At 47.2% G+C, this 12,796-nt stretch carries 9 protein-coding genes and 1 other RNA gene; all 10 read right to left on the reverse strand.

Going from position 1 to position 12,796, the window contains the following annotated elements:
- Positions 1-442: 442 nt before the first annotated feature.
- The 10 genes from ssrA to A8F94_RS11320 all read right to left on the reverse strand — a co-directional run bounded on the left by ssrA (position 443) and on the right by A8F94_RS11320 (position 12,654).
- Positions 443-779, reverse strand: a transfer-messenger RNA (tmRNA) gene (ssrA, locus tag A8F94_RS11275).
- Positions 780-939: 160 nt separating this feature from the next.
- Complete coding sequence (gene smpB, locus A8F94_RS11280; RefSeq protein ID WP_066199848.1) at positions 940-1,407, reverse strand: SsrA-binding protein SmpB; 468 nt, start codon at positions 1,405-1,407, stop codon at positions 940-942.
- Between the two features lie 429 nt (positions 1,408-1,836).
- On the reverse strand, positions 1,837-4,176 hold the full coding sequence (gene rnr, locus A8F94_RS11285; RefSeq protein ID WP_441294191.1) for a ribonuclease R: 2,340 nt from the start codon (positions 4,174-4,176) through the stop codon (positions 1,837-1,839).
- A 75-nt stretch (positions 4,177-4,251) separates the two neighbouring features.
- Positions 4,252-4,992 carry an alpha/beta hydrolase gene (locus A8F94_RS11290; protein ID WP_066199857.1) on the reverse strand — a complete coding sequence of 247 codons (741 nt, stop codon included), beginning with the start codon at positions 4,990-4,992 and terminating at the stop codon, positions 4,252-4,254.
- A gap of 151 nt (positions 4,993-5,143) precedes the next feature.
- Positions 5,144-5,377: a preprotein translocase subunit SecG gene (secG, locus tag A8F94_RS11295; RefSeq protein WP_066199860.1), complete on the reverse strand. Its 234-nt coding sequence runs from the start codon at positions 5,375-5,377 to the stop codon at positions 5,144-5,146.
- Positions 5,378-5,764: 387 nt separating this feature from the next.
- Complete coding sequence (nagE, locus tag A8F94_RS11300; RefSeq protein WP_066199863.1) at positions 5,765-7,141, reverse strand: N-acetylglucosamine-specific PTS transporter subunit IIBC; 1,377 nt, start codon at positions 7,139-7,141, stop codon at positions 5,765-5,767.
- A 341-nt stretch (positions 7,142-7,482) separates the two neighbouring features.
- Positions 7,483-8,778 carry a phosphopyruvate hydratase gene (gene eno / locus A8F94_RS11305; RefSeq protein ID WP_066199866.1) on the reverse strand — a complete coding sequence of 432 codons (1,296 nt, stop codon included), beginning with the start codon at positions 8,776-8,778 and terminating at the stop codon, positions 7,483-7,485.
- Between the two features lie 24 nt (positions 8,779-8,802).
- A complete protein-coding gene (gpmI, locus tag A8F94_RS11310; protein WP_066199868.1) occupies positions 8,803-10,338 on the reverse strand; it encodes a 2,3-bisphosphoglycerate-independent phosphoglycerate mutase in 1,536 nt (511 codons plus the stop codon).
- Entirely contained in the window at positions 10,331-11,092 is a 762-nt protein-coding gene (gene tpiA / locus A8F94_RS11315) for a triose-phosphate isomerase (protein ID WP_066200502.1), read from the reverse strand. Before tpiA ends, gpmI begins: the two co-directional genes overlap by 8 nt.
- Before the next feature lie 377 nt (positions 11,093-11,469).
- Positions 11,470-12,654, reverse strand: a complete 1,185-nt coding sequence (locus A8F94_RS11320; RefSeq protein ID WP_066199871.1) for a phosphoglycerate kinase — start codon at positions 12,652-12,654, stop codon at positions 11,470-11,472.
- Positions 12,655-12,796: the final 142 nt, after the last annotated feature.

Consider the following 12,796-nt stretch of genomic DNA (forward strand, 5'->3'; position numbering starts at 1 on the left):
AAAAACCGACAGAGAATTTAGAAAGCTTTGTTAAATAAAAAAACACTGTCTTAAGACAGTGCATTAACTCCATAAAGCCTTGCCTTTCAAAAAAAAGCTCTGCTTTACAAAACTTTCATTATAAAATAAAAAAGAAAAACCACCAATATATGTATTGGTGGAGACGGTGGGACGTGCCCTTCCATGCTTTCGACATGGCACTGACTATATCTTCGACCTTCACGGGAAGGCCGTCTGGCGTATTATGCGGAATGTAGTTTTACCCGGACTCCCGGGCAGATCCCGCATCCTAGTACTGCCGCGTGGGCAGCCTATAAGTCGATACACAGCTGTTGGATTGCTCCACATACTGCTCGGTATTGCCTTATCGTTTTTGCGACTTAGGTTTCACCGATAAAGCCAGATTTTCACTTGCATATTGCTATGCAAGGCGACTAATTACTAATCGAACCCACGTCCAAGAATATCGGCACTTAGGCTTCTACGAGTGTAGTCGACATATTCGCGTTTCGCTGATCCATCTGCCTGTCGACAGGCGTCCGGTCAGCTATCCTGGTTGTTCTCTTCCTTCTTCCTCAGGAGGTGGAATCCGGCGTAGCCCACTAAGAGTGAGTCCGCTACCCTACCACATGGGCGATGGAGGGGCGAACAGCTATGCAGTTATTAAGCTGCGAAAGCTAGGTTTTGTTTAGAGTTGCCAGTTATTGGCGTTGACGTTTTTACGAGGCCGATCCCCTCGACTCGCCACCCAAGCTCGAACTACCCCTGTCGAATCCGTAGCGTCCCCATTATAAAATGTGCGGTGATTGGTTAATCACCAGACGTCGGAAAACTCAAGCAGTGAGCTTGATGGTCTGCCACAGAGTCCCTGTGACACTATTTATTATACCATAAACAGCGGTATTTTCAATTGGTAAGACTTGTTTTGAGTCGCAGTACTTAGTACTTCTGCTTTTCCCTCAATGCGCGCTGGATGTCGCGATTAGCGTCCTTCTGTTTCAAGTCTTCACGCTTATCATATTTCTTCTTACCTTTTGCCAGACCAATCAGTACCTTGGCAAAACCATTTTTCAGGTACATCTTCAATGGAACAATCGCATATCCGGCTTCCTTTGATTCACCAATCAGCTTGTTGATTTCCCTTCTGTGTAAAAGAAGCTTCCTGGTCCTAAGCGGATCGTGGTTATGGATATTGCCCTGTTCGTATGGTGAAATATGCACACTGTATAAGTACATTTCACCGTTATGAATCCGTGCATAGGAATCCTTTAGCTGGACCTTGCCTGCACGAATTGATTTGATTTCCGTACCCTGCAAGACGATTCCTGCTTCATACGTTTCTTCTATTGAATAATCATGATAGGCTTTTTTATTTTGCGCAACCGTTTTACCCGCACCTTTAGGCATACTGGCTCCCCCCTAACGTTTCTCTTTTCCGCCGCATTAGCGGTATATCTGAACTTTAAGGGCAGCTGCCGTAAAGTTCATTGGTGAAAAAAACCTTCTCTACTGGAAGGTTTTCTTTATTTTATCAAAATATTGGCCGTCCTACAACGAGTGGGCACTTAGTTGAGTTTTGTACGGCTTGATATTGTTGGAGCCGGGTTTCTATTTGTCCTGAATCTGCAAAAATGTGTACTGTATTTTTTAAAAATGTGTCCTGTTTTTCCAAAAATCTGTCTTGCATTTTTAAAATTGTGTTCTGTATCGTGAAAAAGTTGTCTTGATTGGCAACCGAGTTTGTCTGGAATATTCTGACCCGATTAAATTATCAGTACTAAAAGAGAGCCCCGCCCGGCGAGGCCCTCCTCCGAACTGGTCGCCAGGCAGCCAGTCTTAACGTCTCTTTTTCTTACGCTTTGTGCTTTTATTTACCGGCACGTTTTCGTAGAATTTTCGTTTCTTTTTATACTTAGGCTTATCGCCATTACTGTCTTCGCGGCCGATGCTTTTCGCGACGCCACTGCCACCGCTGCCACGTCCGCCACCTGCTCCGCTGCCTTCCTTGCCGCGCCGAGGTTTCTTTTCGGTGCTGCCCGTATTGAAGACACGCTTTTCGCTTGGGCGCTCACGCCTTGTGCCTTTCATGCCGACGATTTCAAAATCAATCGAGCGCTCATCTTTATTGACATTGATGACGCGAACAGTGATTTCATCGCCGATCCGGAACACATTGCCGGTTCGCTCGCCAATCATCGCGAAATGGCGATCATCAAAGCGATAATAGTCATCGGTCATATAGCTGACATGGACAAGCCCCTCAATCGTATTCGGCAGCTCGACGAACATCCCGAAATTCGTGACGGAAGAGATAATTCCATCGTACTCCTCGCCAATTTTGTCCATCATATACTCGGCTTTCTTTAGCTCATCGGTTTCACGCTCGGCATCCACTGCACGGCGCTCCATTTTCGACGTATGGTCGGCAATCTCTTGCAGCCTTGCATCCCATTTCTCACGGGTCGACTGATCGAGCTTGCCCTGGATTAAATACGTCCGGATTAAGCGGTGGACAATCAAGTCCGGGTAACGCCTGATCGGGGAAGTAAAATGCGTATAAAATTCAGCGGACAAACCAAAGTGTCCAAGACTGTCAGGCGAGTATTTCGCTTGCTGCATTGAGCGCAGCATCACCGTGGAAATGACCATCTCCTCCGGCTTGCCCTGAACCGCTTCGATGATTTCCTGAAGCGCGCGAGGATGGATGGAATTGGCTGTTCCTTTTACGATGTAGCCGAAGTTCGTAATGAACTCGAAGAACCTGCGCAGTTTGTCTTCTTTCGGGTCTTCATGGATTCGGTAGATGAACGGCACTTCCATCCAGTGGAAATGCTCGGCAACCGTTTCGTTGGCTGCAAGCATGAACTCTTCGATCAGCTTCTCGCCAACAGAGCGCTCGCGCAGTACTACATCGACCGGTTTGCCATCTTCCTCCACCAGTACCTTCGATTCTTTGAAGTCAAAATCAATCGCGCCGCGGTCCATTCTTTTTTTACGAAGAATCGCAGCAAGCTCTTCCATCTGCTCGAACATTGGCACCAGCGACTCATATCGGCTGCGCGTTTCCTCGTCTTTATCAACGAGAATCTTATTCACATCCGAATAGGTCATCCGCTCGGTTGTTTTAATCACACTTTCAAAAATTTCATTAGCTACGACTTTACCTTCAGAATCAATCTCCATCTCACACGATAGCGTGAACCGGTTGACCTTTGGATTCAATGAACAAATCCCGTTTGACAGCCGGTGCGGAATCATCGGAATCACCCGGTCTACAAGATACACACTTGTCCCGCGTTCCTCGGCCTCGCGGTCAATCGGGGATCCCTCGGTAACATAGTGGCTGACGTCGGCAATATGGACGCCGAGCTTGTAATTTCCGTTTTCAAGCCGGGTAACAGTAACAGCGTCATCAAGATCCTTTGCATCGGCTCCATCGATTGTGACAATTACTTGGTCGCGCAAGTCACGGCGCTTGCCGATGTCCCGCTCATCAATTTCTCCCGGAACCGCATTTGCCTGGTCAAGCACCTCCTGCGGAAACGCAAGCGGCAGCCCGTGCTTATGGATGACGGACAAAATGTCGACGCCCGGGTCATTCTTGTGGCCAAGAATTTGGATGACTTCTCCTTCTGCACTTGTGCGCCCTTCCGGGTAGTTTGTAATTTTAACAACTACCTTATGGCCCTCGACAGCACCGCCATTAGCGGCCTTCGGAATGAAAATGTCTCCAGCGAACTTCTTTTCATCCGGAATCACAAAACCAAAATTCTTGCTTTCCACATAGGTCCCGACCATTTGGGTGATGCCCCGTTCGAGAATCCGGACAATTGTACCCTCCCGACGTTCACCGGAAGATTCGGATGAAACGCGGACCAAAACGGTATCCCCGTGCATCGCGTTGTTCGTCTCATTTGGCGGAATAAAAATGTCGTCCATGCCAGGCTCTTCCGGCATAACGAACGCAAAGCCCTTAGCATGGCCGGCAACCTTTCCGCGGATCAAATTCATTTTTTGCGGAAGGCCGTAGCGGTTTGAGCGGGTCCGGACGACGAGCCCTTTTTCCTCCATCTGGACTAGCGCCTTTACAAACTCCTTGAAATCAGCCGAATCCTCAATCCCGAAAGCTTCCTCTAGTTCCTGGACAGTCAGCGGCTTATACGCTTCATCCCTCATATATTGCAAAAGCTTGTCTATATGCGCTTGAATGTTTTCTTCCAAGCTTATCCCTCCCTTACAGGGTGTTTCTTATTATTCTTTCCAATCCAGGCTTTCTAAAAACGCATAAACGTCCTCATGAAGCTGGTCTTTTTCCACATCGAACGTAATCGTATGCCCGGACTCTTCGTACCACTTCAGTTTCTTGTCCACCGACTCCGCCTCATTGTAGATTATATTGGCGCTGTTCGTGTTAATCATCCCATCATGGCGTGCCTGGACAACAAACAGCGGTGCATAAATCAGGTCCACATGGTCACGGACGTCTTGGATCAGCCCGTTCAGCTGTTTTAGCAGCGGTTTTGGATCGAACGCAGCCATTTCCGCCTCGATTTCAGCCTGCGTCTTCTTCTCGAACTGTTTGTACTCGCGCGCATAATAAAGGACCCCATTATGGACAGTCTCATCACTCCTGAAGTCCATCGGGGCACACATCGGAACAATACCCTTTACAGGAACAGTGTAACCAAGCTTTAGAGAAAATACCCCACCAAGCGACAGCCCGGCAACTGCAATCTCCTCATAGCCCTTATTTTTCAAAAACTGATAGGCATCCATTACGTCCTGCCACCAGTCTTCTGGAGTATACTTGACCAGCTCCTCAGCAGCAGTTCCATGCCCTCTGTAAATCGGCGCATGGCATGTATAGCCTTTATCGTTCAAGTAGCGTCCAAGCATCCGGACATCGGCCGAATTCCCGGTGAACCCGTGCAGAAGCAGTACCGCACGCGGACCTCCTTCGAACATAAATGGTTTAGGCGGTTGAATTCTCATTACTATAGTTCTCCTTACTCTTGTGGTTTCCTTTAGTTTAAGCAAAGCAAGCCCCGACATTCCAGAAATACGGCTCGGACTGGTGCTTTTGTGGGGACTGTTTTTCAGAAAAAATAAAGCCCGGCACAAAGGCCGGGCTCAATTTACGGTATTAAAGCTTTGCGTATGTTACGGCAATCGTAAGGACGAAGAACAGCACGGACAATACAACCGTAATCCTGTGCAGGATCAAGTCGATGCCACGGGCTTTTTGCTTGCCAAACAGCTGCTCCGCTCCGCCAGAAATTGCGCCGGAAAGACCTGCGCTACGGCCTGATTGTAGTAATACAACGACAATAAGTGCGATAGAGACAATAACTAAAAGCGTTACGAGTATTGCATGCATGAAGGCCACCTCCTGTTAGACGTTCATTCACAGTATTCTTAATTTAACATAAAAATCCTGTTTCGACAATAGCGGGATTTGTGGAGGTTTCGGGACAGGCTGTTTCCAAGCTTATCTACGTTCTCCGGTAATTTTTACTTTTGTGTTTGTCTTGAGAAGGTATGAGAGCTTTTCAAGGATTCCTTAGTACTTTCGGAGGATCCCTATGAGCACTTTCTAAGTTTTTATGAGCACTTTTTGATGATTTGTTAGCACTTTTTAAAATTTATGAGCACTTTTCTCGAATTTACGCGTGGTTTCAGAGATTTATGCAGACTCTTCACTTTTAGGTTCCTCGTATCGAAACCAAAAATGCCCGACAAACTTCCGTCGGGCACACTGCATTTCTTAAAGTTTTTTAATTTCATCAGCGAGGAACTCAACATCCGTTCCTACGACGACCTGTACATCTTTTGAGCTGACTTTGATTATCCCTTTTGCACCGAGCAGTTTCAACCGTTTCTCGTCGATTAATTCCATATCCTTGACCGTCAGGCGCAGTCTGGTTACGCAGTTGTCAATATTGAGCAGGTTATTCTTGCCACCAAGCGCATTGGCATATTGAACGGCTGCAGCGCTGTAGTCACCTCCAGTATTGGTGCTGCCTTCAAACTCGCCGTCAACTTCATCTTCGCGGCCAGGTGTTTTTAAATCGAGCTTTTTAATCAGGTAAGAAAATACAAAGAAGTAGATAACTGCATAGCTGAGGCCGACTACTGCTAGGAGCAGCGGTTTTGTGGCGATACCATAGTTAAGGAAATAATCGAATGCCCCAGCCGAAAAGCCAAAGCCATGCTTAATATCGAGCAGGTAGGTTACTGACATCGCAATACCAGTCAAGATGGCGTGAGTAAAATAGAGGAGTGGAGATAGAAACATGAATAAGAACTCAATAGGTTCTGTGATACCAGTCAGGAATGAAGTGAGCGCAAGGCCGAACATTACGCCGGCAGTTGCTTTGCGCCGTTCCTTCTTGGCAGTCGCAACCATTGCAGCGGCTGCTGCGGGAAGCCCGAACATCATAATGGGGAAGAAACCAGTCATAAAGCTGCCAGCAGAAGGATCTTTTGCAAAGAAGCGGGTCAAATCCCCTTTGACTACCTCTCCTGCCGCATTTGTGAAAGAACCAAATTCAAACCATGCGAGCGAGTTGAGAACATGATGAAGCCCCAAAGGAATGAGCAGACGATTCAGGAAGCCAAAAATACCAACTCCAACTGCACCTGCGTCAACAATCCCTTGGCCAAAATTATTGAGGACATTTTGAATTGGAGGCCAAACATACCCGAATACTCCGGCAAGGATCAGCATAACCAGGCCGGTAATAATTGGAACAAACCGTCTCCCGCCAAAGAAGCCGAGCCAATCAGGAAGTTTGATTGCATGATAGCGATTATACAAGTGGCCGGCTATAATACCTGACAAGATACCTCCAAGCACACCCATATTGATGTCTTCATTAATCGTAGCGCTTCCTTTTGTTAAAACAAAATAACCAATCGCACCGGCAAGTGCAGCAGCCCCGTTACCATCCTTGCTAATCCCGATCGCAATGCCAATTGCAAACAACAGTGCAAGGTTTGCGAATACAGCTTCCCCTGATGCGGCCATGAACTTAATGTTCAACAAATCCTCCTGCCCTAAACGCAAGAGCAATGCGGCAACAGGCATAACAGCTATCGGCAGCATTAACGCCCGTCCGATCCGTTGCAAATAGCCCAACATAGAACCCACCTCTTTCATATTATTTTTTATATAAATAAGTACATAAAGGTGTTGCACTACAACTATATGAGCTAATCCTAATACCTATTCTCACTGAATTGAATGGCTGCAACTAAATCTTGGATCACCAAAGATTAGTTGCCGCTTATTCTATCAGGACAACTTTTTATAGATACGAGACAGTTTTTTCGATATTCATGACATTTCCCGAAAAATACAGGACATTTCCCAAACTTTACAGCACAGTTTTTCAATTTTCCAGGACAAACCAGTCCGTCGCAGTTTTTAAACCCAAAATAAAGGGTACGCATTGGTCAATGCGTACCCTTCTCTGCTAGCTATTATTTTTTCAAGTTGTAGAAGCTCTTTAGGCCGTGGTACTGGGCAGTTTCACCAAGCTGATCTTCGATGCGAAGAAGCTGGTTGTATTTTGCCACGCGGTCCGTACGGGACGGAGCACCTGTTTTGATTTGGCCAGCGTTGGTTGCAACAGCGATGTCAGCGATTGTTGCGTCTTCTGTTTCACCGGAACGGTGGGAGATGACTGCTGTGTAGCCAGCGCGTTTCGCCATTTCGATTGCGTCTAGTGTTTCGGTCAATGTACCGATTTGGTTAACTTTAATCAGGATTGAGTTTGCGATACCCTTTTCAATTCCTTCAGCAAGCTTTTTGGTGTTTGTAACGAACAGGTCGTCACCAACTAGCTGTACTTTGCCGCCAAGGCGCTCAGTTAGAAGCTTGTGGCCTTCCCAGTCGTTTTCATCAAGGCCATCTTCGATTGAGATGATTGGGTATTTAGAAGACATTTCTTCATACCAGTCAACCATTTCAGCAGATGTTTTTACAACACCTTCGCCTGCAAGATGGTATTTGCCGTCTTCTTTGTTGTAAAACTCGGAAGATGCAGCATCCATTGCGAGCATAACTTCTTCACCTGGCTTGTAGCCAGCTTTTTCAATTGCTTCAACGATTGTTTGAAGTGCTTCTTCGTTTGAGCCAAGGTTTGGAGCAAATCCGCCTTCATCACCAACAGCTGTGTTCAAGCCTCTTTCTTTCAAAACAGACTTCAGGCTGTGGAAAATTTCAGCTCCCATGCGAAGTGCTTCCTTGAAGTTTGGCGCGCCGACAGGCATAACCATGAATTCCTGGATATCAACGTTGTTGTCAGCATGCTCGCCGCCGTTGACGATGTTCATCATTGGAACTGGAAGCTGCTTGGAGTTTACACCGCCAAGGTATTGGTACAATGGCATGCCAAGGTAATCAGCTGCAGCATGAGCAACTGCCAGGGAAACGCCAAGGATTGCGTTCGCACCAAGCTTGCCTTTGTTTTCAGTGCCGTCAAGGGCAATCAAAGCCTGGTCAATGCTTACTTGGTCAAGGACGCTGTATTCGCCGATCAGTTCAGGAGCGATCAGGTCATTAACGTTGTCAACTGCCTTTTGAACTCCTTTTCCTAGGTAGCGGCCTTTGTCGCCATCGCGCAGCTCGACTGCTTCGTATTCACCAGTGGATGCACCGCTTGGTACAAGGGCACGGCCGAATGCGCCGGATTCTGTTAGTACTTCTACTTCGACTGTTGGGTTTCCGCGGGAGTCAATAACTTCGCGTGCGTAAACATCAGAAATAATTGGCATGGAAATCTCTCCTTAAAAGATAATTTATTGTTTGATTAATGTTTTTCCAGTCATTTCATCAGGCTGCTTAACACCAAGCAAATCAAGGACAGTTGGTGCAAGATCGCCGAGGATGCCGCCATCTCTTACTTCGACGCCTTCCTTTGTCACGATGACAGGGACAGGGTTTGTTGTATGGGCAGTCATTGGATTGCCTTCGATTGTTACAACTTCATCTGCGTTACCGTGGTCCGCAGTGATGATTGCCGTGCCGCCTTTTTCCAAAAGGAGGTCGACAATTTTGCCAAGGCATTCATCGACTGTTTCAACGGCTTTGATAGTTGGCTCGAGCATACCTGAATGGCCGACCATGTCCGGGTTGGCAAAGTTTAGGATGATGCAATCGAACTTGTTAGCTTCAATTTCGTTTAAAAGTGCATCGGTTACTTCGTAGGCACTCATTTCAGGCTTCAGGTCATAGGTTGCAACCTTCGGCGAGTTAATGAGGATCCGCTCTTCGCCAGGGAATTTATCCTCGCGTCCGCCGCTCATGAAGAACGTGACATGAGGATATTTCTCGGTTTCAGCAATCCGAAGCTGCTTTAAACCGTTGTGGGAAAGCACTTCGCCGAGCGTGTTGTCGAGATTGGATGGCTTGAAGGCCACATAACCGTCAACCGTTTCGCTGAAGTGAGTCATACAAACAAAGTGCAGGTTTTTCGGATGTTCTGGTCCGCGGTCAAACGCACGGAAGTCTTCGTTCGTAAAAGTATTTGAAATCTGGATGGCACGGTCAGGACGGAAGTTATAGAAAATAACAGCGTCATTGTCTTGTATCCTCCCGACAGGCTCACCTTCTGGATCTGTCAAAACAGAAGGAAGGACGAATTCGTCAAAGATACCGTGTTGGTAGGAGTCTTCAACAACTTCCATCGGTTCGGAGTAGGAAGGTCCGTCTCCATAAACCATTGCCCGATATGCCTTCTCAACACGCTCCCAGCGCTTGTCGCGGTCCATCGAATAATAGCGTCCCGAAATGGTTGCAAACTGGCCGACGCCGTACTCTTTAATTTTCTCCAGTGTTTCTTCAATAAATGTGCCTGCTGTCTGCGGTCCGACATCGCGGCCGTCAAGGAAGGCATGGATGTATACCTTATCGAGGCCTTCATCAGCAGCCAGCTTCAGCAGTGCATACATATGCTGGATGTGGCTGTGTACACCGCCATTGGATAAGAGGCCGAACAAATGCAAGGCGGTCCCATTCTCTTTGGCGTGGCGGACTGCGCCAACCAATGTTTCATTTTTCTGGAATTCACCCTCGCGAATTGCGATATTCACGCGGGTCAAGCTTTGATAAACAATCCGGCCGGCTCCAATGTTCAAGTGGCCAACTTCGGAATTGCCCATCTGCCCTTCAGGTAGGCCGACTGCTTCACCGCTAGCCGTCAGGGTGTTATGAGGATACTGATTCCAGTATCGTTCAAAATTTGGTTTTTTTGCTTGTGCAACTGCATTCCCGAAACGCTCGCCCCGGAAACCGAAGCCGTCGAGAATGATCAGTGCTACAGGGGATTTACTCATTCTTGCCTGCCTCCAAAAGCTGAAGGAACGAGTTCGCCTCAAGGCTTGCACCGCCGACAAGCGCGCCATCGATATCCGGCTGGTCCATATATTCACGGATATTTTCAGGCTTTACACTGCCGCCATACTGGATGCGGATGCTGTCCGCTGCTTCCTGTGAAAATTGCTCTGCAACGGTCCTGCGAATATGGGCACATACTTCGTTTGCGTCTTCAGCTGTAGATGATTTTCCTGTGCCGATTGCCCAGATCGGTTCATACGCGATAACTGTTTGTTTTACCTGGTCCTCAGTCAGGCCGTTCAAAGCCTTCTTGATTTGTCCAGCAACGAACTCATTTGTTTCGCCGCGTTCACGCTGCTCAAGAGTCTCGCCGCAGCATACAATCGGCGTCAAACCATGTTTGAATGCAGTGAGAGTTTTCTTGTTTACCGCTTCATCTGTTTCGTTGAACATTTCACGGCGCTCAGAGTGGCCTAGAATCACATATTTAACGCCAAGGTCTGCCAGTGCAGCCGCGCTGATTTCACCTGTGAATGCTCCTTTGTCTTCAAAGTGCATGTTTTGGGCACCGACATCAACCGGATAGTTTTCCGTTTCTGTTACAAGCGAGGATAAAAACAGCGCCGGTGCACAAATGACGGAATCAATTTTTGAACTGTCAGGTACAAGACCGTTTACTTCTTCTACAAAAGCTTTAGCCTCAGAGAGGGTTTTGTGCATTTTCCAGTTGCCTGCAATGATTGGTTTTCGCATACTGGCACTTCCTTTCTGTCTATATGGGCGGTTCTGCTTTCGGGCGAGCAGATGCTGCTGCTTGCCGGAGGCTTGTCCGCCTGCCATTCGTTCCCCAAATAGTTCGTGTAGACATGACCCATTTTTCAAAAGGCGCAGTTAAGGCAATTTGAAAAATTAGAGGATAAATTCCCTTTAAGCTGGGAAATACCAATATTTCCAGAAAAATAAGGGGCGTTTTTCCCTCTATTTGATTAAAACACTTGTTTTTTGCTTGATAAAATCAAGTTAAAGGGAAAATTTCCCTATATCTCTGCTTCTTAAGCTTCTCTAATTTAATTAAAGGGAAATTCTCCTTCTATTAGCTTAAGACCCGCCGTTCAATTCAACATGAACAATTACTTATCATTCAATGCTACGACGCCTGGAAGCTGCTTGCCTTCCATGAATTCTAGCGAGGCACCGCCGCCTGTGGAGATGTGGCTCATTTTATCGGCAAGGTTGAACTTTTCGACTGCTGCCGCAGAGTCCCCGCCGCCGATGACCGAATATGTACCTTCGGCTTCTGCAAGGGCTTCGGCAACTGCCTTTGTTCCGCCTGCGAATTTATCAAATTCGAACACGCCCATTGGGCCGTTCCAGATAACGAGTTTCGAGCTTTGGATGACGTCACGGTATGCTGCCGCTGTCTTCGGCCCGATATCAAGTGCTTCCCAGTCGGATGGGATTTTGTCGATGTCGACTACTTTTGTATTGGCATCAGGCGAGAAATCATCGGCAACAACAACATCTACTGGCATATGGAAGGAAACACCCTTTTCCTTCGCTTTTTGAATGAAGGAATTGGCCAGGTCGATTTTATCCTCTTCAAGAAGTGATTTTCCGACTTCGTGGCCCTGTGCTTTTACGAATGTGTAAGCAAGCCCGCCGCCGATGATCAAATGGTCAACTTGTTCAAGCAGGTTTTCGATAACGCCGATTTTGTCTTTTACCTTAGCGCCGCCGATGATGGCTGTGAACGGGCGCTCAGGATTGGAGAATGCTTTGCCGAGCACTTCAATTTCTTTTTCCATCAGGAATCCCGCAACAGCTGGAAGATGGTGTGCAATGCCTTCTGTGGAAGCATGGGCCCTGTGAGCGGCGCCAAATGCATCATTTACATAAATGTCTGCAAGTGCAGCAAATTCTTTCGCTAATTCCGGATCGTTCTTTTCTTCACCAGGATAGAAACGAACGTTTTCTAAAAGGATGACGTCGCCTTCGTTCATACTGTCAATTTGCGATTTTACAGCGTCGCCATACGCTTCAGTAGCGGATTGGACATTTTTGCCCAAGAGCTCGCCGAGTCTAGCACCAACCGGCGCAAGGCGCATTTCTTCTACGACCTTGCCTTTCGGACGGCCGAAGTGGCTTGCAAGGATTACCTTTGCACCCTGTTCAACCAGGTATTGGATGGTTGGAAGCGCGGCGCGGATCCTTGTTTCATCGGTAATTTTGCCATCTTGCATCGGGACGTTGAAGTCGACACGGCAGAATACGCGTTTCCCTTTAACATCGACATCTTTAAGCGTCTTCTTGTTCATGGATACCCTCCTGGACATCAAATTTAAATCAGAGTAGAGTCTCTCTTCTTTCGGCAAAGGAGAACAGTACCCTTAGCAAAAAAAAGGCGGTGGAGCTAAGCCAATCTATCCTTGTCAATAGAAAGATAACTGGACCTCTGAA

Origin of the sequence: Bacillus sp. FJAT-27225 (assembly GCF_001685025.1) — a bacterium.
Classification (GTDB): domain Bacteria; phylum Bacillota; class Bacilli; order Bacillales; family Cytobacillaceae; genus Bacillus_D.